20 protein-coding genes are annotated in these 21480 nt (G+C 63.0%); 12 read left to right on the forward strand and 8 right to left on the reverse strand.

The annotated features are described in order from the left end of the window. Positions 1-65 precede the first annotated feature (65 nt). The 11 genes from ACSQ8R_RS02330 (at position 66) to ACSQ8R_RS02380 (ending at position 11858) form a co-directional block, all read left to right on the forward strand. Positions 66-854: a 6-phosphogluconolactonase gene (locus tag ACSQ8R_RS02330; RefSeq protein WP_436251900.1), complete on the forward strand. Its 789-nt coding sequence runs from the start codon at positions 66-68 to the stop codon at positions 852-854. Continuing rightward, positions 847-1626: a sugar isomerase domain-containing protein gene (locus ACSQ8R_RS02335; protein WP_436251901.1), complete on the forward strand. Its 780-nt coding sequence runs from the start codon at positions 847-849 to the stop codon at positions 1624-1626. The genes ACSQ8R_RS02330 and ACSQ8R_RS02335 overlap by 8 nt, the downstream gene beginning before the upstream one ends. A gap of 2 nt (positions 1627-1628) precedes the next feature. Beyond that, the gene (locus tag ACSQ8R_RS02340; RefSeq protein ID WP_436251902.1) at positions 1629-2768 is read left to right on the forward strand and encodes an N-acetylglucosamine-6-phosphate deacetylase; all 1140 of its coding nucleotides are present in this window, start codon (positions 1629-1631) and stop codon (positions 2766-2768) included. Then, positions 2765-4036 (forward strand): neutral/alkaline non-lysosomal ceramidase N-terminal domain-containing protein, encoded by a 1272-nt coding sequence (locus tag ACSQ8R_RS02345; RefSeq protein ID WP_436251903.1) that lies wholly within the window; start codon positions 2765-2767, stop codon positions 4034-4036. The genes ACSQ8R_RS02340 and ACSQ8R_RS02345 overlap by 4 nt, the downstream gene beginning before the upstream one ends. A gap of 88 nt (positions 4037-4124) precedes the next feature. Then, the gene (locus ACSQ8R_RS02350; protein WP_436251904.1) at positions 4125-5432 is read left to right on the forward strand and encodes an extracellular solute-binding protein; all 1308 of its coding nucleotides are present in this window, start codon (positions 4125-4127) and stop codon (positions 5430-5432) included. A 119-nt stretch (positions 5433-5551) separates the two neighbouring features. Beyond that, positions 5552-6439, forward strand: coding sequence for a carbohydrate ABC transporter permease (locus tag ACSQ8R_RS02355; RefSeq protein ID WP_436251905.1), 888 nt, complete (start codon positions 5552-5554; stop codon positions 6437-6439). After that, positions 6436-7329 carry a carbohydrate ABC transporter permease gene (locus ACSQ8R_RS02360; protein WP_436251906.1) on the forward strand — a complete coding sequence of 298 codons (894 nt, stop codon included), beginning with the start codon at positions 6436-6438 and terminating at the stop codon, positions 7327-7329. Before ACSQ8R_RS02355 ends, ACSQ8R_RS02360 begins: the two co-directional genes overlap by 4 nt. Positions 7330-7334: 5 nt before the next feature. Further along, positions 7335-8561, forward strand: a complete 1227-nt coding sequence (locus ACSQ8R_RS02365) for a hypothetical protein (protein WP_436251907.1) — start codon at positions 7335-7337, stop codon at positions 8559-8561. 4 nt (positions 8562-8565) lie between these two features. Beyond that, positions 8566-9633 (forward strand): ABC transporter ATP-binding protein, encoded by a 1068-nt coding sequence (locus tag ACSQ8R_RS02370; RefSeq protein ID WP_436251908.1) that lies wholly within the window; start codon positions 8566-8568, stop codon positions 9631-9633. A gap of 21 nt (positions 9634-9654) precedes the next feature. Continuing rightward, the gene (gene uxuA / locus ACSQ8R_RS02375) at positions 9655-10830 is read left to right on the forward strand and encodes a mannonate dehydratase (protein WP_436251909.1); all 1176 of its coding nucleotides are present in this window, start codon (positions 9655-9657) and stop codon (positions 10828-10830) included. A 26-nt stretch (positions 10831-10856) separates the two neighbouring features. Next, positions 10857-11858 carry a Gfo/Idh/MocA family protein gene (locus tag ACSQ8R_RS02380; RefSeq protein ID WP_436251910.1) on the forward strand — a complete coding sequence of 334 codons (1002 nt, stop codon included), beginning with the start codon at positions 10857-10859 and terminating at the stop codon, positions 11856-11858. Between the two features lie 6 nt (positions 11859-11864). On the opposite strand, the gene ACSQ8R_RS02385 is transcribed toward ACSQ8R_RS02380, so the two are convergent. The 5 genes from ACSQ8R_RS02385 to ACSQ8R_RS02405 all read right to left on the reverse strand — a co-directional run bounded on the left by ACSQ8R_RS02385 (position 11865) and on the right by ACSQ8R_RS02405 (position 18034). After that, positions 11865-12182, reverse strand: a complete 318-nt coding sequence (locus tag ACSQ8R_RS02385) for a BrnA antitoxin family protein (protein ID WP_436251911.1) — start codon at positions 12180-12182, stop codon at positions 11865-11867. Next, complete coding sequence (locus ACSQ8R_RS02390) at positions 12173-12427, reverse strand: BrnT family toxin (RefSeq protein WP_436251912.1); 255 nt, start codon at positions 12425-12427, stop codon at positions 12173-12175. The genes ACSQ8R_RS02385 and ACSQ8R_RS02390 overlap by 10 nt, the downstream gene beginning before the upstream one ends. A gap of 89 nt (positions 12428-12516) precedes the next feature. Continuing rightward, positions 12517-13617 (reverse strand): 3,4-dihydroxy-2-butanone-4-phosphate synthase, encoded by a 1101-nt coding sequence (ribB, locus tag ACSQ8R_RS02395; protein WP_038584252.1) that lies wholly within the window; start codon positions 13615-13617, stop codon positions 12517-12519. A gap of 12 nt (positions 13618-13629) precedes the next feature. After that, complete coding sequence (gene aroC, locus ACSQ8R_RS02400) at positions 13630-14742, reverse strand: chorismate synthase (protein WP_436251913.1); 1113 nt, start codon at positions 14740-14742, stop codon at positions 13630-13632. Between the two features lie 133 nt (positions 14743-14875). Next, positions 14876-18034 (reverse strand): bifunctional diguanylate cyclase/phosphodiesterase, encoded by a 3159-nt coding sequence (locus ACSQ8R_RS02405; protein WP_436251914.1) that lies wholly within the window; start codon positions 18032-18034, stop codon positions 14876-14878. Positions 18035-18332: 298 nt separating this feature from the next. On the opposite strand from ACSQ8R_RS02405, the gene ACSQ8R_RS02410 reads away from it, so the two are divergent. After that, positions 18333-18593, forward strand: a complete 261-nt coding sequence (locus ACSQ8R_RS02410) for a DUF1344 domain-containing protein (protein WP_436251915.1) — start codon at positions 18333-18335, stop codon at positions 18591-18593. 57 nt (positions 18594-18650) lie between these two features. On the opposite strand, the gene ACSQ8R_RS02415 is transcribed toward ACSQ8R_RS02410, so the two are convergent. From ACSQ8R_RS02415 to ACSQ8R_RS02425, 3 genes are all read right to left on the reverse strand, one after another. Beyond that, on the reverse strand, positions 18651-19238 hold the full coding sequence (locus tag ACSQ8R_RS02415) for a histidine phosphatase family protein (protein ID WP_436251916.1): 588 nt from the start codon (positions 19236-19238) through the stop codon (positions 18651-18653). Between the two features lie 22 nt (positions 19239-19260). Beyond that, positions 19261-20079 carry an enoyl-ACP reductase FabI gene (gene fabI / locus ACSQ8R_RS02420; RefSeq protein ID WP_436251917.1) on the reverse strand — a complete coding sequence of 273 codons (819 nt, stop codon included), beginning with the start codon at positions 20077-20079 and terminating at the stop codon, positions 19261-19263. A gap of 150 nt (positions 20080-20229) precedes the next feature. Then, positions 20230-21366 (reverse strand): DnaJ C-terminal domain-containing protein, encoded by a 1137-nt coding sequence (locus ACSQ8R_RS02425; protein WP_436251918.1) that lies wholly within the window; start codon positions 21364-21366, stop codon positions 20230-20232. Positions 21367-21480 lie beyond the last annotated feature (114 nt).

Raw genomic sequence — 21480 nt, forward strand, 5'->3', positions numbered from 1 at the left:
CCTGCAACGGATGCGGCGAGGCGAAGCCCGCCTGCCGACACGTCCCTGCAGACATGGAGACCGCGTTGACCCTCGCCACCGCCCATCGTCCTTTGCCGGAAACGCGGCGGACCTTCGACCGCCTCGCGGTCGAAAGCTTTGCAACGCGGGCCGAGATGGGCGCAGCCGCAGCCATCGACATCGCCGCCGCCTTGGTGGAACGTCTCGCCAACCAGGCTAGTGTCAGGATGATCTTTGCCGCCGCCCCCAGCCAGGCGGACATGCTGAAGGCGCTTTGCGCCGCGCCCGGCATCGACTGGAGCCGCGTCACCGCCTTCCACATGGACGAATATATCGGCCTGTCGCCGTCCTCGCCGGCGCGGTTCGTCAACTGGCTGGACGAGCACGTGTTCGCCAGGTTGCCGTTCGCCGCCGTGCACCGCATCACCCCGGAACCGGATGCGAGCGCCGAAGTGCGCCGCTATTCCGACCTCTTGAACGAGGCGCCGATCGATTTCGTTTGCCTCGGCATCGGCGTCAACGGCCATATCGCCTTCAACGACCCGCCGGTCGCCGATTTCAACGATCCGCTCGACGTCAAGGTCGTCGAACTGGACGACATCTGCCGCCAGCAGCAGGTCGATGACGACTGCTTTGCCGATCTCGCTTCGGTGCCGAATGAGGCAATCACGCTGACGGTGCCGCGCCTGTTGCGCGCCGACCGGCTGTTCTGCGTCGTGCCGGGCGCCATCAAGCGCGACGCCGTTTCGAAGACGCTTTACGGTCCGCTGACCACCGAATGCCCGGCAAGCGTCCTGCGCTTCCACCCCGCCTGCACCCTCTATATCGACAAGGATTCGGACCCCGATGCCTGATCACTCCGTCATCGATGCGGATGCGCTCTGCGAAGGTTACCTTGCCTCGACCCAAAGCCTGATGCGACGGGTCCTGGAGGAGGAAAAGACCGCGCTCGACCAGGCGGCAGTCAAGCTCGCCGACCAGATCGCCGCCGATCGCCTCGTGCATATCTACGGCCCCGGCGGCCATTCCAATCTTGCTTCGCAGGAAGTCTTCTTCCGCGCCGGCGGGCTGATGCATATCAGCGCCATTCTCGATGAAGGCACGCTTCTGTCGAACGGCGCGCTCCGTTCCATGGCGATCGAACGGACGCCGGGTTACGGCAAGGTGGTGATCGCAAACCAGCGGCTCGGCGAAACGGACCTGCTCATCCTCGTCAACGCCTATGGCATCAACGCCGCGCTGATCGATGCGGCGCTGGAGGCGAAACGCCGCGGCGCCTTCCTGATCGGCGTCAGCTCCCGCGAACATGCCTCGAAAACTTCGCCGGACCATCCGGCCCGCCACCCGACCAAACAGAACCTGCACGATATCGTCGACATCGCCATCGACTGCAAGGTGCCGATCGGCGATGCGGTGGTGACGGTTCCCGGCATGAGCGAGAATATCGCGGCGATCTCCACCTTCGCCAACGCGTTCACGCTGAACTGCCTGGTCATCCGCACGGTGGCCAAACTCGTCGAACGCGGCATCGAGCCGCCGGTCTGGCGCAGCGGCAATGCGCCGGGCGGCGACGAGGCGAACGGCCGGTTCATCGCCAGTTTCCAAGGCAGGGTGAGGGCGCTCTGACCATGGTCGTCGACGGTATCGATCCCCGCACCGGCAAAGGTTTTGCGATCGACATCGCCGACGGCACGATTGCCGCCATTCGCCCAGTGGAAAACACCAGCCCGCTTTATCTCTCCGCCGGGCTGATCGACCTGCAGGTCAACGGTTATCGCGGCTTCGACCTTAACAACGGCGAAGTCACCGCCAACATCCTCCTCTCGCTCTGCGAGGAAATGCTGAGCGTCGGCGTCACCACTTGGCTGCCGACCATCATCACGGCGTCGGAGACCTCGATCCTCCAGGCGCTCGCCGATATCGCAAGGATCCGCGCCGGCCACCAGCTGATTGCCGAAATGGTGCCGGGCATCCATGTCGAAGGCCCGTCTATCTCGGACAAGGATGGTCCGCGCGGCGCCCATCCGCTCGCCCATGTCCGCCCGCCGTCGATCACAGAATTCGATCGCTGGCAGCAGGTTTCCGGCAATCTGGTTTCGGTGGTGACGATCGCGCCTGAACACGAGGGAAGCCTCGAATACATCCGGGCGCTGACGGCGAGGCGCGTCCACGTGGCGCTCGGCCACACAGCCGCGACGGCAGATGAAATCCATGCGGCGGCGGAAGCGGGCGCGGTCCTCTCCACCCATCTCGGCAATGGTGCTGCCGCCATGCTGCCGCGCCATCCGAATTTCATCTGGGCGCAGCTCGCCGACGACCGGCTGGCGGCAAGCTTCATCGCCGACGGCTGGCACCTGCCGGCCGATACGTTCAAGGCGATGCTGCGCGCCAAGGGCCTGGACCGGGCGATCCTGGTCTCCGACATGGTGGCGCTCGCCGGCATGCCCGCCGGCATCTACGACCAGCCCGTCGGCGGCCGTGTCGAAGTGTCTCCCGAAGGCCGCATCAGCGTTGCCGGCACGCCGTATCTCGCCGGCGCCAGCCTGCCATTGTCTGCCAACATTGCGATCGCGTCGCAGATGGCGGGCCTTCCACTCGCCGATGCGCTTCTGCTTGCAACCCGAAACCCCGGCCGCTTCGTCGCCGGGCGCGGCCAGCTGGAAGTCGGCGCCCGCGCCGATCTCATCCGCTTCGAATGGCCTGAAGGGGCGGGTGAACTGAAGGTGCGGGAAGCCTGGGTCCACGGCGAGAAAGCTTACTGCGCATGATCCGGGCTGGAGCCGCCATCGTCGATATCACCCCGCCGCCTGGCCTTTCCATGTCCGGCTTCGCGGCCCGCACGCTGCCGGCCAAAGGCGCCCATGATGCCCTCACGGCCCGTGCCGTGGTGGTCGGGGACACGGCGGTCGTCGTCGCCGATGTCATCGGCATCGATGCGGCCATGAGCGCCTGCATCCGTGAGCGTTGCGTCCTGCCGGCGGAAAACGTCGTGGTCGCAGCACTCCACAATCACGGCGGCCCGGTTTCCATGGCCGGACGTCTCAGCATCGCCGCCGACCCGACCTACCTGGAGCGGCTGGAAGACGCTTGCGTCGCCGCCATCGACAAGGCCGCCGCCGCGCGCCGGCCGGCAACCATCACCGTGGGGCAGGGAAGTGATCCGGGGATTGCGCGCAATCGGCGCCATCCGGGCGGACCCGTGGACGCTTCCTTGCCGCTCCTTCGCATCCGTGCCGCCGATGGCGGCATGATCGCTCTCGTTATCGCCTATGCCTGCCATCCGGTGGTGCTGGCGGCCGACAATCTCCTCTGGACGGCCGACTATCCGCATTTCGTGCGCCAGGCGCTGGAAGAAGCCCATCCCGGCGCAGTCGCCCTGTTCATGACCGGCTGCGTCGGCGACGCCAATACCGGCCATTCCGCGCATGCCTCGATCTCGCTCGCCGCCAACCCCGACCGCAGTTTTGCGTCTGCCGAACGGATCGGCCGCAAGGTCGCCGAGGCGGCACTCGGCGCTGCGGAACAGCCGGTTTCGGACACGGTGCATGCCCGCAATGGCACGGTGAGCCTCGCCTTCGAACGCCGAGAGACGGAAGCGCCCAACATTCTCGAAAAGCGCTGGCGGGAAGAAGCCTTGAGCGCCGAACCCGCACGCAAAAACCTGCTCGGTTACTGGACCGATTGGGCGCGTAACATTGCGCCCATCAAACCCGGACCGCTCGCAGCCCGCGTGACCGTCCTCGATTGGGGCGGCGTGCCGATCGTGGCGCTGCCGGGCGAGATCTTTGCGGAGACGGCGCTGACCATTCGTGCGGCACTCGGTCCGGACAAGCCGGCCTTTGTCATCGGCTTTGCCGACGACAATCCCGGCTACATCCCGCCCGCCAGCGAATTCCAGTTCGGCGGCTACGAGGTGGACGAGGCGCACCGTTATTACGGCATGGCGGCAACCTTCGCGCCGGGCTCGGCGGAAGCGCTTGCGGCCTGCGCCATCGAACTCGCGAAAACCACCTGCGCTGGAAGCGAGGCCGCATGAGCGGACGAGCTGCCACAAACGATCCGATGCTTGACACGCAACCGGTTGCATGAGAGCTTTTTGTCAACAACAACAAGGGAACAGGGACATGAAAAACAGATCAGTCAAGACCAGGATTTCGACCCGCGCGCTGCTGATGAGCGCGGCATTCGGCGCTACGCTTCTCTCCGGCGTCACCACTGTTTCGGCTGAAACGCTCACCGTCTGGAGCGGTTATCCGGAAATGGCGCCGTTCTACGAACATGTCGCCCAGGGCATGAAGGCCGCCTATCCAAAACTCGACGTGAAGGTCGAGGCGATCGCCCTTCGCGAGCACGAAAAGCGCGTGGCACTCGGCCTTACCGGCGGCCAGGACGGCACGACGGTCATCGAGCTCTCGGGCTCGACCGCCACCCGTTACCTCGAAAACGACCTTCTGCCGGAAGCGCCGGCCGATATCGCGACCTTCGTGAAGGACCCGAAGAATTTCGACAAGTTCTTCAGCGATACCGCAGGCAAGGGCGGCAAGATCTACGGCGTGCCGCTCTTCCGCGGCCAGGGTGCACTCTTCTATAACACCGACATGTTCAAGGCTGCGGGGCTGACTGCCGCGCCGAAGACCATGGAGGAATATTCCGCCTATGCCGAGAAGCTGACCAAGCGCGACGCATCCGGCAAGGCGACCGTCTCCGGCTGGAGCTTGCGTCTCTCGGGTGGTGGCCAGGGCATCGCGGAGAAATTCTGGATCAACATGCACCAATATGGCGGCGCGATCCTGGTTCCCGCCGGTGACGGCAAGTGGAAGCCCAATTTCGCCAACGAAGCGGGCCGCAAGGCGCTGAAACAGTATCTCACCAACATCTTCACCACCAAGACGGTGACCCCGGAAATGCCGGCCGACGCCGATGCCTTCGAGCGCGGCCAGACCGCCATGTTCATCCGCGAATCCTGGGTGATCGGCGATATCGCCAAGAAGGCGCCGGACCTGAAATACGCCACCGCGCCGCTGCCGAAGGGTTCCATCGCCCTGCCTACCAACCTCTATGTCGCCGGCAAGGGCGCCGATGCCAAGCTCGGCTGGGAATTCGCCAAGGCCGCCAATTCGCCGGAAAACCTCGTCTGGCTGCTGCAGAATGTCGGCTGGCTGCCGAACCGTTCGGGCATCGATTATTCGAGCGTCACCTCCAAGCAGCCGGCCTTCGCCGCCTTCGTCGACTATCCGAAGGGTTACGAGTTCTTCACGCTGCCGTCGATCGGCCCGATCGAAGAGATCCTGACCCGCGTTGCCGCCCAGCTCGTCGTTGCCTTCGGCGACGCGTCCATGGCCGGCGACGATGCCAAGATCGACGCTTTCCTCAAGAAGGCCAGCGACGAAGTGAACACCATCCTCGCCCGCGAAGGCCTGGCTGCGAAATAATCGCCGCCACCACTCGCCAATCGCATGGGCCCGGGGCATCATCGCTCCGGGCACTTTAACGGGGATCCTGGGTCCGACCCGCGCCGCGGCCGAACCCTGCTGTCTACAGGCCAAACTTTATGCTGAAGCGCAAAAGATGGATTTTTGCGATCCTTGCGATTTTGCCGACCCTGGCAGTCTTTGCCTATGTCCGGCTTTATCCGATCGCCGACACGCTGAGGCTCAGCCTTTTCAAGTGGGACATCCTGTCGAAGAACAAGCCCTTCGTCGGCCTCGCCAATTTTCGCGAGCTGATGGGCGACCACCTGTTCCTCGACGCATTGCTCAACACCACGATCATCGCCTTCGGCGTGCTGGTGCTGACGATCCCGATGGCGCTGATCATCGCCGCGCTGATCTTCCACCGCACCCGCTCGCGGATGGCCGGTTTCTACGAGACCGCGATCTTCATTCCGCATGTCGTGTCGCTGGTTCCCGCCGCCATGGCCTGGAAATGGATCTTTGACGCCCGGCTCGGGCCTCTCAACGCGCTTTTGACCTTCTTCGGCATCCCGGCGCAGTCATGGCTGTTCGATCCGGTTCTCTCGGTCATCTGCATCATCGTGCTCTGCTCCTGGCAGGCACTCGGTTATGCGGTGCTGATCTACATCGTCGGTTTCAAGAACCTGCCGGTCTCGCTTTATGAAGCGGCGAAACTCGACGGCGCCTCAGGCCCGCAGAGCTTCTGGTACCTGTCGATCCCGATGCTGAAACCGATCACCCTCTATGTCTCGGTCGTGACGCTGGTCTCCGGCTTCAACGTCTATGCCCAGGCCTTCGTGCTGGCGTCCGATGCGCAGGGCGCGCCGGGACGGCAGGTGAGGGTGCTGGTCCTCGACATGCTGGAAAACAGTTTCCGCAATTATCGCGTCGGTTACGCGGCCTCCGAGGCCGTCGTGCTTCTGGTCATCGTGCTGGCGCTGACGCTCATCCAGTTCTCGATGCTGCGGGAAAGGGGCAAGGCATGACCACCGATTCCGTCACCTATATCGAACCGACTGCCGAAGAGCTTGCCGAGGGCGTGCGCCTGCGCCGCAAGAAGCGGATGACGAATTTCGCGATCGATGTCTTCCTCATCGTCGTCTCGATCCTGATGCTGTTGCCGCTGGTCTTCCTGGTGGCCAACGCCTTCAAGACCCCGGCGGAAATGCTGGCCTGGCCGCCGACCATCATCCCGCGTGATCCGACGATTGCCAATTTTTCGGCGGTGCTCGGCGAAACGCCGCTGCTCCGCTGGATCGGCAACAGCATCGCCTTCGCTGTCATGTCGACCATCGCCATCGTCGCGACGTCTGCGATCGCCGGCTACATCTTCGGCAAATTCCGCTTCCGGACGCTGAACATCCTGTTCGCGCTCTTCCTCGCAACCGCCATCGTGCCGTTCGAGGTCTACATGATCCCGCTCTATTTCCAGGCGAAAAGCCTCGGCATCCTCAATTCCATCTGGGGCCTGCTGCTCGGGTACCTGGTGATGAGTTTCGGCATCTTCCTGATCCGCCAGAACGTCATCCACTCGATTCCCGACGAACTGCTGGAGGCCGCCCGCATCGACGGCGCCGGCGAATTCTGGATCTTCCTCCACATCGTCCTGCCGCTCTTGCGCGGCGCGCTTGGCGCTCTCGCCGTGCTCGCCTTCTTCCAGGCCTGGACCGCCTTCGCCTGGCCGATGATCGTCGCGACCACCCGCACCAGCTACACGATCGAGGTCGGGCTGGCGCTGTTCCAGACCGGTTTCACGGTCGATCTCGGCCGCCTCAGCGCCGCCTCCGCCACGGTCCTCATTCCGTCCATTCTGCTGTTCGTCATCCTGCGCCGCAATTTCGTGCAGGGCGTCGCCAGCACCGGCCTCAAGGAGTGACGAGGATGGATTTCTTCGAAGAGGCGCGCACCACCTATGCCGCCGCCAATGCCGGCACGCTTTACTGGATGCTGCAGCGGCCGATGCTCGGCGGCGGTTTTTTGAACACCAAGCAGAACAGCCTGACGCTGAAGGACTACGGTGCGGAAGACGGTGTTCGCGGCCCGGACTACACCTATGGCTGGATCCAAGGCCGGGGGCTCGAAGCCCTGATCGGTCACGCCGAGTTCTTCGAGACCGAACTGCCGCCGCTTGCCGAAAAGCTGGACGCCGCCGCACGCCGCCTCCATGGCCTTTTGGCTGCACTTCAGAAGCCGGATGGCCATGCCTATTTCTGCTACGACCGCGACATGCAAGCCGTCTATGCCGATCAGGCGAACGTGGTCCACGCCCAGGAAAAGCCGGCCCTGATCTACACCTATTCGGACGCCTTCGTGGCCAAGGGGCTGGTGGCGGCCGCCAGCCGCTTCGGCCTGCCGGAAATCGCCGACCATCTCGCCTATTTCGACCGGGTGATCGCTGCCATCGAAACCGGCCGTTTCCAGATGGATGAACGCCGCCCGCTCTCGCTCGACAGCCTTGCGGCCCAGGCCGATGATTTCGGGCCGCGGATGATCCTGCTCGGCGCGGCCGGCACGCTGAAGCGGGCGGGCCACACGGCGCATCTGGCTTATGCCGACCGCTTCATCGCCCATGTCATCGACCGGCACTACGATGCCGCGACCGGCCTGCTCCGCAACATCCCCGGGGAAGATAGCTGCAACGTCGGCCACGGCATCGAGTTCGTCGGCTTCGCGCTCGACTATCTCGACGACGCCGCCGACACGGCCCTGATCGAGACGCTGGAACGCATCCTCGTCTCGTCCTTCGACAAAGGTTTCGTCGGTCCCGGCATCACGCTCACGGTGTCCCTCAAGACCGGCGCAGCGCAGAGCCCCTATTGCCCCTGGTGGTCGCTACCGGAGACCATCCGCTCGGCGGCTCTCGTCCATGAGCGCACCGGCAGCGCCGAGAGCCTCAAGGTCTGGAAGACCGCGCATGCCGCCTTCTTCGAGCGCTACTGGCGCGGCACGCCGCCGATCGCCTACCAGACCATGACCAGGGACGGCCCCGTCGATTTCGTGCCCGCCACGCCGGATCTCGATCCGGGTTACCACACCGGCCTCAGCCTGCTCGCAGCCATCCGCGCCGCAGATCGGTTGAAGCCCCAAACCCGAACAGTTTCAGGATAAATACATGGCTTCCGTTGAAATCCAGAACGTCCGCAAGGCCTATGGCGACCTCGAGACCATCAAGGGCGTGTCGGTCGATGTGCCGGACGGCGCTTTCGTGGTGCTCGTCGGCCCCTCCGGCTGCGGCAAGTCCACGCTGCTGCGCATGATCGCCGGGCTGGAAGATATCTCCGGCGGCACCATCCGCATCGACGGCCGGGTCATCAACGAAGTCGAGCCGAAGAACCGCGACATCGCCATGGTGTTCCAGAACTACGCGCTCTATCCGCATATGACGATCGCCGAAAACATGGGCTTTTCGCTGCGGCTGGCCAAGAAGTCGAAGGAAGAGATCACCGAGCGCGTCAACGACGCCGCGCGTATCCTCGGCTTGACCGACTACCTCAAGCGTTACCCCAAGCAGCTCTCCGGCGGCCAGCGCCAGCGTGTCGCCATGGGCCGCGCCATCGTGCGTAATCCGAAGGTCTTCCTGTTCGACGAGCCGCTCTCCAATCTCGACGCCAAGCTGCGCGTGCAGATGCGCGCCGAGCTGAAGGATATCCACGCCCGCATCAAGACCACCACCGTCTACGTCACCCACGACCAGATCGAGGCGATGACCATGGCCGACCGGATCGTCGTGATGCGGGATGGCATCGTCGAGCAGGTCGGCGCGCCACTGGAGCTTTACGACAGGCCGGTCAACACCTTCGTTGCCAGCTTCATCGGCTCGCCTTCAATGAATTTCCTCTCCGGAAAGGTGGCCGAGGATCGTAAGTCCGTGCTGACCGAAAACGGCGTCCGCCTGCCGCTCGGCTCGGAGGCCCCGGCTCTCGCCGGCGCGGCCGTCACCTACGGCATCAGGCCCGAGCACCTCTCCATCGCCTCCGGCGGCGAAGGCATTCCGATGACGGTGACGAATATCGAGCCGACAGGTTCGGAAACCTTCGTGCAGGGCACGGTCGACGGCCAGAAATTCTCGGCCCAGCTGCGCGAGCGGCTTTTCATCAAAACCGGCGAAGTGCTTTATCTGGCGCTGGCGCCCACCAACAGCCATCTTTTCGACGCCGCGACCGGCATGCGGATCGGCTGATACTGATAAGGCAGAACGACAATGGAACAGACCTGGCGCTGGTTCGGGCCGGACGATACGGTCAAGCTTTCGCATGTGAAACAGGCGGGCGCGACCGGCATCGTCAGCGCGCTGCATCACCTAAATGACGGCCGCATCTGGCCCGACGACGAGATCGCCAAACGCAAGGCGATCATCGAGGAGGCAGGGCTCGCCTGGTCGGTGGTGGAAAGCATCATCGTCCACGAGGACATCAAAACCCGCACCGGTCGTTACCGCGAGCTGATCGACAACTACAAGGCCTCGATCCGCGCGGTCGCCAGGGCGGGCATCAAGACGGTCTGCTACAATTTCATGGCGATCACCGACTGGACGCGCACCGATCTCGAATACGAGATGCCGCATGGCGGTACGGCTTTGCGTTTCGATATCGTCGAATTCTGCGCTTACGACGTGTTGATCCTGAAGCGCTCTGGCGCGGAGGCAGATCACCCGGCCGACCGCATCGCCAAGGCTCAAGCATGGCTTAAGGCGGCAAGCGAGAGCGACCTCGCCCGGCTGGAGCGCAACCTGATCGAATGGGTGCCGGCCCGCGAATTCGTCTATGACCGGCAGAGCCTCAACCGCATGCTGGATATCTACAAGGAGCTGCAGGAAGGCGGCTTCCGCGAAAACCTCTTCACGTTCTTAGATGAGATCATCCCGGTCGCCGAAGAGGCGGGCGTGAAAATGGCGATCCATCCGGACGATCCGCCGTTCCCGCTCTTTGGCCTGCCGCGCGTCGTCTGCAAGGCGTCCGATGCCCGCGCGCTGCTTACGGCGGTGAAGTCACCCTCGAATGGCATCACCCTCTGCACCGGCTCCTACGGCGCCAACCCGGAAAACGATCTGGTGGCGATGGCCAGGGAGTTCGCTTCCGACATCCATTTCGCCCACCTGCGCAACGTCACCAGGGAAGGCGACGGCTCCTTCCACGAGGCGGAGCATCTGGAGGGCGATACCGACATGGTGCGGGTCACCATGGCGCTGATGGCCGAGGAAAAACGCCGCAAGGCCGAGGGTCGAGCGGATTGGCAGATCCCCATGCGGCCCGACCACGGCCACGCGATCGTCGACGACATAGGCAGACGCGTCAATCCCGGCTATTCCTGCATCGGCCGATTGAAGGGTCTGGCGGAACTGCGCGGCATCATGCGGACGCTGGAAGTTCTCGGCTGAAGACAGATCTTGAGGGGGAGGACGAAATGGCAAAATTGAAAGTGGCGATGATCGGGCTCGGCATGGCGGCTGGGCACCATGCCCGCGCCCTGCTCGACCTGTCCGACCGGATCGAATGCGTCGCGGCCTTCAGCCCCACCGCCGCTCGGCGCGAGGCGTTCGCGGCAGAATACCCGATCCCCGTGACCGGCGATCTCGATGCGATCTTTGCTGACGGGACGATCGAGGCCGTGCTGATCCTCACACCGCCGAGCAGTCACCTGGAACTCGTCCAGCGATGCGCCGCGGCGAAAAAGCATATTCTCTTGGAAAAGCCGCTCGACATCTCGTTTGAACGCTCGGCAGCAATCGTCCACGCCGCGCGCGATGCGGGCGTACTGCTCGCCATGGTCCTGCAGAACCGTTTCCGCTCGGCGGCGCTGAAGCTTGACGAGATCGTCAGCTCCGGCCGGCTGGGCCAGTTGATCGAGGCATCCGCCGCGATCCGCAACTGGCGCCCGCAGAGCTATTACGACGTCGAGGGTCGCGGCACGATGGCGCGCGACGGCGGCGGCGTGCTGCTCACCCAGGGCATCCATACGATCGACCTGCTGTTGAGCTTCGCCGGCACGCCGAAAGACGTCTCGTCCTTCGTCCGCACCAGCCCGATCCATTCGATGGAAACCGAGGACCTGGTGACGGCGACTTTCGCTTTCGAAAACGGCGCGATCGGCACGTTGAACGCCACCACCTGCGCCTATCCGGGCCTGCCGGAGCGCATTGAATTGCTTGGAACCCGAGGTACGGCGGTCTTCACTGGCGGCACGCTCAATGCGGCCTTCGTGGATGGCACGAGCATCACGGAGGGCGACGAAAAATCCGGCAGCGGGGCAGGGGCCAACCCGATGGCCTTCGGCCACGAGATGCACCGGGCTCTGATCGGGAATCTCGTCGATGCGGTTCGAACCGGTGCGCCTCTGCGCGTCACCGGCGAGGATGCACTCAAGGCTCACCGTTTCATCGCGGAAATCCTGGCCGCAAGCCGGTAGGTCGCCTCAGAGCCCGGCTGCCTTGCGCAGTTCCTCGGCCATCTTGGCTCGCCAGTCCTTGCCGCCGGCCTTGAATTTTTCAAGCACGTCCGGATCGAGCCGGAGCGTGACGGCCACCTTTGGCGCTTCAAGCTTCGGCCGGCCGCGAACACGGCGCATCTCGTCGATCGCCTCGAAGAATTCCGGCGGCAGGACTTCGCGGGCCGGCCGCATGCTCGCGAGTTCCTCATCGGTCAGCGGCGGGCTATCGACGGCGTCCCAATCTTCCTTGGTATAGCCACGACCCGGTTGGAATTCCTTCAAAATCCGACGTTTCATTGCCATTGGAGAAGCCTCTTTTCTTTCGTATTGGCCGGACGGAAGCTGACTATCGAGATTGCTTCGGTCCCCAGCTTCGCAAAAATCACGACCGCGGTGCCGTCTTCGAAATAGCCGATTGCCTTGATGCGGCCGGAATGGCCGCGTTCCATCACGGCCGTTTCCCAGCCGAAAAAACCAACATCCGCGAAATCGAGACCGTGCTTCTCGATATTCGCAATCCGTTTCGTCTCATCCCAGATGATCTTCAACTATTATCCGTACACGAAAAATCGCCGCCCGACAACGAGCGACGATGAAACGGTCCTAAACCTTTTGCAACCCTAAGGATTGAGGGTGATCAGCAGATCACCGTTTCGGCGATCTTGATGCCGAAACCTTCGAGGCCGACATAGTGGCGCTCGCTGCGGGTCAAAAGCTTGATCGAGGTGACGCCGAGATCCTTGAGGATCTGCGCGCCGAGGCCGATTTCCAGCCATTCGCTCTCGCGGGCCTGGGCTTCGGCATGGCCCTCCTGGTCCTGGCGCAGCTTGCGGCCATGATCCTTCTGGCCGACGCCGACCGAACCTTCGCGCAGGTAGATGATCACGCCGCGGCCTTCTTCCTCGATCTTCGCCATGTAACGATCGACCGAGCGCTGCGTGCCGAATACGTCGCGGGTGACGTTTTCGAGATGCAGGCGGACGGGAATATCGACGCCGTCGCGGATGTCGCCGAAGATCACCGCCACATGCTGCATCGGATCCCAGGGCAGCGAATAGGCATGCGCCTTTGCCTTGCCGTGCGGCGTCTCGACGTCAAAGGCCGTCTGCAACTCGATCAGCGTTTCCTTGCGCTGGCGATAGGCGATCAGATCGGCGACGGAAACCTGTTTCAGGCCATGTTTGGCGGCAAAGTCGGTGACCTGCTGGCCGCGCGTCACGGTACCATCGTCGTTGACGAGTTCGCAGATGACGCCGATCGGCGGCAGTCCGGCGAGCCTGCAGAGATCGACGGCCGCTTCCGTATGGCCGGAACGCATCAGCACCCCGCCTTCGCGGGCGATCAGCGGGAAGATATGGCCGGGCCGCACGAAGTCGCTCGGGCCGACATTCGGATTGGCGAGATTGCGGACGGTGAGCGTCCGGTCCTCGGCGGAAATGCCGGTCGTGGTGCCGTGCTTGAAATCGACGGTGACGGTGAAGGCCGTCGTATGGGCGCTGTCGTTTTCCGCCACCATGGCGTTGAGGTTGAGCCGTTTGGCCTCCTCGCGCGGCATCGGTGCGCAGACGATGCCGGACGTGTGGCGCACGATGAAGGCCATCTTGTCCGGCGTGCAGTGGACGGCGGCGACGATCAGGTCGCCTTCGTTCTCGCGGTCGTCGTCATCGGTTACGACGACGATTTCGCCGGCTTCGAAGGCGCGGAGGGCGTCGACGACGCGCTTCTGATCATAGGCCATGGCTGTCGTTTCCTAGAGATGTCGTCCGGAGTGACTGTGGCCCGTCTGGGCCCGGTCGCGGAGGTAGTGATCGGCAATCGCGCATGCAACCATCGCCTCGCCGATCGGCACGGCGCGGATGCCGACGCAGGGGTCGTGGCGACCTTTGGTGCGCACCTCGACATTGTTGCCATCGACGTCGATCGAGCGCTGCTCGGTAAGAATGGAGGAGGTCGGTTTGATCGCGAAGCGGGCGACCACCGCCTCGCCGGTCGAGATGCCGCCGAGGATACCGCCCGCATGGTTGGAAAGGAAGATGCGCCGGCCGTCATTGCCCATGCGCATCTCGTCGGCATCTTCCTCGCCGGAAAGTTCTGCGACACCGAAGCCGTCGCCGATCTCGACGCCCTTGACGGCGTTGATCGACATCAGCAGGCTGGCGATATCCTGGTCGAGCTTGCCATAGACGGGAGCGCCGAGGCCGGCGGGAACACCCTCGGCGATAACTTCCACCACGGCGCCGATCGACGATCCGGCCTTGCGGATGCCGTCGAGATAATCTTCCCACACGGGCACCATCGCCGCGTCCGGGCAGAAGAACGGGTTCTGATCGACCTGATCCCAATCCCAGTTGGCGCGATCGATCTTATGCTTGCCGATCTGGATCAGCGCGGCGCGGACATTGAGGCCCGGCACGACCCTGCGGGCAAGCGCGCCGGCGGCGACACGGGCCGCCGTCTCGCGGGCGGAAGAACGGCCACCGCCGCGATAGTCGCGGATGCCGTATTTCACGTCATAGGTATAGTCCGCGTGGCCGGGCCGGTAGCGGCGGGCGATCTCGCCGTAATCCTTGGAGCGCTGGTCGGTATTCTCGATCAGCATGGAAATCGGTGTGCCGGTCGAGATCATCGTCTCGCCGTCGGCATCGATCATCACGCCGGAGAGCACCTTGACGATGTCCTCCTCGCGCCGCTGCGTCACGAAGCGGGACTGGCCAGGCTTGCGCTTGTCCATCCAGGCCTGGATTTCCGCGAGCGTGAAGCGGATGCCGGGCGGGCAGCCGTCGACGACGCAGCCGAGTGCCGGACCATGGCTCTCACCCCAGGTGGTGACGCGGAAAAGATGACCGAACGTGTTGTGCGACATGGCGTGACAAGACCAGCTGTGGCGGAGTTGGCCTTTCGCCAACTTCTGACGCGGCTGTCATATGGAAAAGGTTGCCGGGCGACAAGTCTTTCTTGACGGAACGATCGCGCCGGAATGGTGAACAATGCCGGCTCTAGGCGGCCTTGCGCCAGCCAGCATGCGCAGCCTGGGTGAAATCGTTGAAGGAGAGCGGCCGGGCGAAGGCGTAACCCTGCAAGAGATCGCAGCCGAGTTCGCGCAAAAGGCTTGCATGCTGCATCGTCTCGACGCCTTCCGCCACCGTTTCCACGCCGAGCGAACGGGCGATGTCGATGATCGAGCGCACCAGCGCCCGTTCCTGCGGCGAGGTCAGGATCGGCATGACGAGCTGGCGGTCGATCTTCAGCCGCTTCGGCTTCAGCTTCAGAAGGCTGACGATCGAGGTATGGCCGGTGCCGAAATCGTCGATCTCGATATCGATGCCGAGTTCCTTGATCCGTTCGAGATTGCCGGCCGCCGATGCTTCGCTCTCGTCGAGGAAAATCGATTCCACCAGCTCGAATGAGATCTCGCCGGGCGTGATCGCCAGCGTTTGCAGTGTATCGATCAGCGTCTCGTCATGCAGGCGCTTGGAAGAAACGTTGACGGAAACCTTCGGTACCCGCACACCGAGTGCCGCCCAGCGCATCTTGTCCTTCAGGACTGTCTGGAGCACGATATGGTCGAGTGCTGCGGAGACATTGAGGTCTTCGGCAATCTTCAGGAACCGGTCGGGTGCCAGAATTCCGTGATGCGGATGGTTCCAGCGGATAAGGGCCTCGACACCGGTCAGCTGGCTGGTACGGGCATCGAACTGCGGCTGGTAGAAGGTGATGAATTCGTCGTTGTCGATGCCGGCCAGCACCTCGTCGGCGGTACGCTTGTGGCTGACGATCTCGGCCTGCAGGTTCTGGGTGAAGAATTCGTATCGGTTGCGGCCCATGCCCTTCGCCCGGTAGAGCGCGATATCGGCGTTGACGAGCGTGCGGCGGGCATCGACATTCATGCCGCTTGCCTGGGCGATGCCGATGGAAACGCCGCAACGACAGGCGAAACCTTCGAAATCGATCGGCTGGTGGAATTCCGCAATGATGCGCTGGGCGAGCTGGCCTATCTCTTCGCTGCTGGAATTGCCGGTGGCGAGGATCACGAATTCGTCGCCGCCGATACGTGCGACGATATCGCTGCCGCGGACGTTGCGGGACAGGATGCGCGAGGCGTGCACGAGCATCGCGTCGCCCGCCGCATGGCCGAGCGTGTCGTTGATCTGCTTGAAACGGTCGAGATCGAGATGCAGGATCGAGAACTTCTGGCGCTCGCTGTGGCTGGATCGCGACAGCCGGTCGAGTTCCATGTCCAGCTTGCGGCGGTTGGCCAGCAGCGTCAGTGGATCGTGCAGCGAATTGTGCTCGATGCGGCTCTTGGCGAGTTCGAGTTCGGCGTTTTTGGCTTCCGCTTCGTCCTTGGCATTCTTGAGCTGGTCGGCAAGCAGCACGTCGGCGGTGATATCAAAGGCGATGCCGACGATCTTGGCGATGCCGTTGCGCGCCGTATGGACCTGGCCGACCGAGCGGATATAGCGAATCTGGCCGTTTTCCAGCATGATCCGGTGGATGGCGTTGAGCTTTTCTCCGACAGCGACCGAATTGTCTGCGGCGTTCACGGCGGCTTCGCGGTCGTCGGGATGCAGGCAGTTCAACCAGTCTTCCCGGCTCGTGCGGCGGCCGCTATAGGCGAGCCCGTAGAGCTGATGCATCCGCTCGTCCCAGAACGCGCTGTTGTCGCGCAGGTCTGCCTCCCAGATGCCGCAGTCGTAGGAGTCGAGCGCCAGGTCGAGGCGCTGCGACAGCTCTTCCAGGTCCTGTTCGCGGTTCGACAGTTCATCGAGCGCCAGCTCCAGCTCGGCATTCTTGATGTCGGTATTTTCCTTGGCGTTGCGCAGCGTCTGCGTCATCACCACGTCGCCGGTGACGTCCCAGACGATACCGGTGGTGCGCAGGGTGCCGTCGGCGTTGCGATAGTTCGCGCCCGCGGACCTCAGGTATCGCAGCGTGCCGTCCGGCAACTGGACGCGATAGGTCTCGCTGCAGGGCGTGTTGCTGGAGGCGCAGTTGATGAAATGTGTCTCGGCCGCCGTCCGATCGGGCGGATAGATCGATCCGAGCCAGTCGTAGAGACGATTGCCTTCGCTGGCCGCCGGCTTGTCGTGCAGCCCGGCGGCGCGGCTGTCCCAGAAGAGACTGTTGCTGTTGCCCGTCACCTCCCAGATGCCGATATTGGAGGCTTCCATGGCAAGGTTGAAACGTTGCGACAGCTCGATGAGGTTGAGTTCCCGCACTTTCAGTGCGTCGATATTGCGGTTGCGCTCCGAAATCAGCGAGGTGGCGACGAAGATCGGCACGATAATCGCGAGTGCGGCAATCACGATGGCGAGGCGGATCCCCAGCTGGCTGGGCGGCACGACGTCCCAGCCGGAACGAGGAGCGGCAAGCAGCGTCCAGTTGGCGCCGCCGATAGGCACCGCCCATTTCATCGGAGACTGGTCCTCGATCGAGTCATTGCCGAAGAAGGCGAAATATTCCGGCCTGTCCGCGTCCCGCAAGACGACGTTCAGCCATTCGAGATTGATCAGGTTCGGTTTCGTCGCCGTCGCGGGGGAGAAGGTGACGCCGGACGCCTCCATCAGGCCCTGCTTGTCGATCAGCACGGCGATGGCGCCCCACAGCTCGGTGTCGCCCTCTTCCTTCGGCACCGGCACGACGAGGGTCAGGTGTTCCTCCTGACTTCCGCTCAGCAGCGATACGCGGTTGCGGCCGCTGACGGATTTCAGGTCGTTCGCGAGGCGCGGGATATCGATCCTGCCGACCTTGCCCGGCATGCCGCCGGCAATGCCGTCGCGCGTGATGAACTGGGCAAACTCGAAATTGGGCGCGACCGCCACGCCCGAAAAATGCGCTGCCTCGCCAAGCGCCTTGTCAACGTAGTGCTTGAACCCCTCCGCAGAGCCCTCTGCGTCTTCCCTCAGGGCGTGGACCAGATGGCCGGCGGCAGCGGTGTCGGTCTCCACGCGTGCAATGAGGCGCCGCGCCAACAGGCCGGCAACATTTTCCGTCGTCGCCCGAAGGTCGCTCCGAAAGCCCTCGGTATAACGTTGATCGACGATCACGCCGATCGAGATCACCGTAAGGGCGATGACGAATGCGATTGCCGTCGGGGCCTTGGTGCTGCGCGCGAGGCGCAGTGATTTGGAACCGGACAACGGCCAGAATTTCACGCGCGCAAACCTTCTCATTAACCTCTGTGGCATGATGGGGCAGCCTATGGGGCGGGGGTTAATTTACGCTTTCACCACACCCTACAAACTTTGGCGCGATTTATTGTACGAATACTATGAATGGTTTGCGGACGTGGCGGGGCTCGATCGCCGCGCGGCATCGAATCTTGGAAAAGCGTTAACTATCAGCCCATTACTTATACGGAAAATGTCATGGTGCGGGGCGATTTTCGCCACAATCAGGAGGCTATCTGTGCTTCGAAACGAGACATCATCGACCTCATCAAGGCTTTCGACCATGCGCATCCTGATTGCTGCTCTGCTTGCCACGGCCAGCGTCTTTTCGCCCCTCAACAGCTGGGCGCAAAGTGCCGACGTCGAAGCCACGATCAAGGCCGTGGACGCGAAGGCGCTCAACTTCACGCTCGACGACGGAAAGACCTACAAGGTGCCTGAGGAATTCAATTTCGAGGGCTTGAAGGCAGGCGTCAAAGTGCTCGTCTTCTACACGGTTGTCGATGGCAGCCGCGTCGTCGATGATCTGCAGATTGTTCAGTAATACTGCAGGCTTAGCGAAGTATAATTTAGAATATATGTTGCGCCGTTTCAGCTACGGTCAGACCCATTCGATCTGGTTGCTGCGGGTATCGACTTCAAGGATGCGGTCCTGCGGTGTCGGAACGGTGGCGGCCTCGTCTTCGTCGAGGTTTCCGATCAGTCGGAAGAGCGAGCGGATCACTCCGCCATGGCTGACGCAGACGGTCGGGCCGTCGAGGGATTGCAGCCAGGCGCCGATCCGCCAGCAGAGGATCTCATAGCTCTCGGCAGACGTGCCCGGCGGGATGAAACTCCATTTCTGCTCGGCCCGGGCGCTGAGCCGATCCGGAGAAATGTGGCCGATTTCATCGAGTGTGTAGCCTTCCCAGTCGCCGAAGGAGACCTCGATCAGCCGTTTGTCGGTCTTATAGGCGAGGGGATCGAGGCCCATGGCGGTGCGCAGCCGTTCCATGGTTTCGCGAGTCCGCGACAGCGGGCTGGCGATGAAGCTGAACCCGTCGGCCGCGCCGATCATCTCGCGCAGCCGCTCGCCGTTGCGCGTCGCCTGGGAGCGGCCGAGCGCATTGAGCGGTATATCCTGCTGGCCCTGGAGCCGGCCTTCGGCATTCCAGTCCGTCTGCCCGTGGCGGATCATGTAGATGAGCACGGCAGACGTCCCTGGAAGAGCATCAGTCCTTGATGACCGAAATATCAGGCGCGTCGACGGCCTTCATGCCGACGACATGGTAGCCGCTGTCGGCGTGATGGGTTTCGCCGGTGACGGAGCGAGACAGGTCGGACAGCATGTAGAGACCGACATCGCCGACTTCCTCGATGGTGACGGTACGGCGCAGCGGCGCATTGTATTCGTTCCATTTGAGAATGTAGCGGAAGTCGCCGATACCCGACGCTGCGAGCGTCTTGATCGGGCCTGCCGAGATCGCGTTAACGCGGATGTTCTTCGGGCCGAGATCGACGGCGAGATATTTGACGCTCGCTTCGAGTGCCGCCTTGGCGACGCCCATGACGTTGTAGTTCGGCATGACCTTTTCAGCACCGTAATAGGTCAGCGTCAGCATCGAGCCGCCGTCGGTCATCAGCTTTTCCGCGCGCCTTGCGACCGATGTAAAGGAATAGACCGAGATCTGCATGGTCTTGGCGAAATTGTCCGCCGAGGTATCGACATAGCGGCCGGTCAGCTCGTCCTTGTCGGAAAAGCCGATCGCATGCACCAGGAAGTCGATCTTGCCCCAGTGTTTTTCGAGATTGTCGAAGACCTCGTCGATGGTCGATTCGTCGCCGACGTCGCAATGGCCGGCCATGAAGGCGCCGAGTTCAGCCGCCAGCGGCTCGACGCGCTTCTTGAGCGCATCGCCCTGGTAGGTGAACGCTACTTCCCCGCCTTGGCTGTGGATGGCCTTGGCAATGCCCCACGCGATCGAACGGTTGTTGGCCACGCCCATGATGAGACCGCGTTTGCCTGCCATGAGGCCGGAAGCCTGAACCATACATAGTCCCCTGATACCTTAGATGAACGCTGCCTATGACATAGGCGGCTCTAGGGTTCAAGCAGACTTGGATCATCTCGTGTTAGTGGCGGTAACAAAGGGTGCGCAGCGGTGAATACCGACGCAAAACTGTCATATTGGGCGCTGTCTTCAGACATACAGCCCGTGACGCATGTGCCGCATCAGGTCGGTGACCTTTTCGTTCGGCTTTTCCCACAGCACGACGCGAAGTTCGACCACCAGCTCGCCGCGGCCGCCGGCATCGTCATGGAGGCCAAGGCCGTTCAGCCGGACCGTCTGGTCGGAGCCGGACCAGGCCGGAATGCTGATGTTGCGATTGCCGTCCGGCGTCTCGACCGAGGCATCGCCGCCTAGAACGGCATCTTCGAGCGAGATCGACAGGGTCGTGTGGAGATCGAAACCTTCGACGCGGAAACGGCTGTCGCGGGCAATCTTGATCGAGGCGAGGAGGTCGCCGGATTTCATGCCGGTGAGCTTGAGGCCCTGGCCCTTCAGGCGCGCCACATGGCCTTCCGTCATGCCTTTTTCCAAGGCGAGGCGCACTTCGCGGTCGTCGGCCATTTTCAGCGTGATCGTGTTGAGCTTCAGCAGATCCTCGACGGTGACGGTCGCTTCGACGGAAATGTCCGGAGCCTTTTCCGGTGCCGGCGTCGTGCCGCGGAAGCGACGCACGATGGAGGCGATAAGGTCGATGGCAAGGGCGGGCAGGGGAGGCTTTTCGCCGCCGGATGCCTCTGCCTTGGCCGCGTCGGCCGAATCGCCATTTGCCTGCGGCGAGCCGGTCGGGTGAGATTTTGCCTGTTCGGCTGCCGCAGCGCCGAAGATGCGCTCGATCATGTCCTCGGGCGTTTCGCCTGCCGGGCCGGACTGGTTCTGAGCTTGAGCCTGAGCCTGCGATTGGCCGCGAGCCTGCGCCTGTGGCTGGGCCTGCGCCTTGGCGTTCTGCGCATTGGCCTTGGCGAGTTCTTCCATGACCTTTTCGGCGTTGGCCTTGGCGACCTTGGCACGTTCGGCGGCTTCGCGGGCAGCATTGCGCTGCTGCATGATGGTCTGGTGCATCTCGGCGGCCTTGTCGTATCGCTTGCGGCGCTCGGGGTCCTTCAGGACCTCGTAGGCCTGGCCGATCTCTGCGAAACGGCTCGTCGCAGACGGATCGTCCTGATTCTGGTCGGGATGAACGGTCTTGGCCTTGGCGCGCCAGGCTGCCTTGATTTCATCAGGCTCGGCATTGCGCTTCACGCCGAGAAGAGAATAGGGATCACGCATTGTGGGACCACCGGTTACTTGAAACGGCAGGCCCCCGCTTGATCCTTGGACCCCCGATACTCGTCACAACTCCGACAGGCATCCGCCGGTTCCTCATGTTACGGACAGATTACT

Source organism: Neorhizobium sp. LjRoot104, from assembly GCF_964253725.1.
Lineage (GTDB): Bacteria > Pseudomonadota > Alphaproteobacteria > Rhizobiales > Rhizobiaceae > Neorhizobium.

Bases quoted from the DNA above. Each gene is read 5' to 3' on its own strand.
- ACSQ8R_RS02335 (WP_436251901.1), top strand. From the start codon at position 847: ATGCCTGATCACTCCGTCATCGATGCGGATGCGCTCTGCGAAGGTTAC.
- ACSQ8R_RS02340 (WP_436251902.1), top strand. From the start codon at position 1,629: ATGGTCGTCGACGGTATCGATCCCCGCACCGGCAAAGGTTTTGCGATC.
- ACSQ8R_RS02345 (WP_436251903.1), top strand. From the start codon at position 2,765: ATGATCCGGGCTGGAGCCGCCATCGTCGATATCACCCCGCCGCCTGGC.
- ACSQ8R_RS02350 (WP_436251904.1), top strand. From the start codon at position 4,125: ATGAAAAACAGATCAGTCAAGACCAGGATTTCGACCCGCGCGCTGCTG.
- ACSQ8R_RS02355 (WP_436251905.1), top strand. From the start codon at position 5,552: ATGCTGAAGCGCAAAAGATGGATTTTTGCGATCCTTGCGATTTTGCCG.
- ACSQ8R_RS02360 (WP_436251906.1), top strand. From the start codon at position 6,436: ATGACCACCGATTCCGTCACCTATATCGAACCGACTGCCGAAGAGCTT.
- ACSQ8R_RS02365 (WP_436251907.1), top strand. From the start codon at position 7,335: ATGGATTTCTTCGAAGAGGCGCGCACCACCTATGCCGCCGCCAATGCC.
- ACSQ8R_RS02370 (WP_436251908.1), top strand. From the start codon at position 8,566: ATGGCTTCCGTTGAAATCCAGAACGTCCGCAAGGCCTATGGCGACCTC.
- uxuA (WP_436251909.1), top strand. From the start codon at position 9,655: ATGGAACAGACCTGGCGCTGGTTCGGGCCGGACGATACGGTCAAGCTT.
- ACSQ8R_RS02380 (WP_436251910.1), top strand. From the start codon at position 10,857: ATGGCAAAATTGAAAGTGGCGATGATCGGGCTCGGCATGGCGGCTGGG.
- ACSQ8R_RS02385 (WP_436251911.1), bottom strand. From the start codon at position 12,182: ATGGCAATGAAACGTCGGATTTTGAAGGAATTCCAACCGGGTCGTGGC.
- ribB (WP_038584252.1), bottom strand. From the start codon at position 13,617: ATGGCCTATGATCAGAAGCGCGTCGTCGACGCCCTCCGCGCCTTCGAA.
- aroC (WP_436251913.1), bottom strand. From the start codon at position 14,742: ATGTCGCACAACACGTTCGGTCATCTTTTCCGCGTCACCACCTGGGGT.
- ACSQ8R_RS02410 (WP_436251915.1), top strand. From the start codon at position 18,333: ATGCGCATCCTGATTGCTGCTCTGCTTGCCACGGCCAGCGTCTTTTCG.
- fabI (WP_436251917.1), bottom strand. From the start codon at position 20,079: ATGGTTCAGGCTTCCGGCCTCATGGCAGGCAAACGCGGTCTCATCATG.
- ACSQ8R_RS02425 (WP_436251918.1), bottom strand. From the start codon at position 21,366: ATGCGTGATCCCTATTCTCTTCTCGGCGTGAAGCGCAATGCCGAGCCT.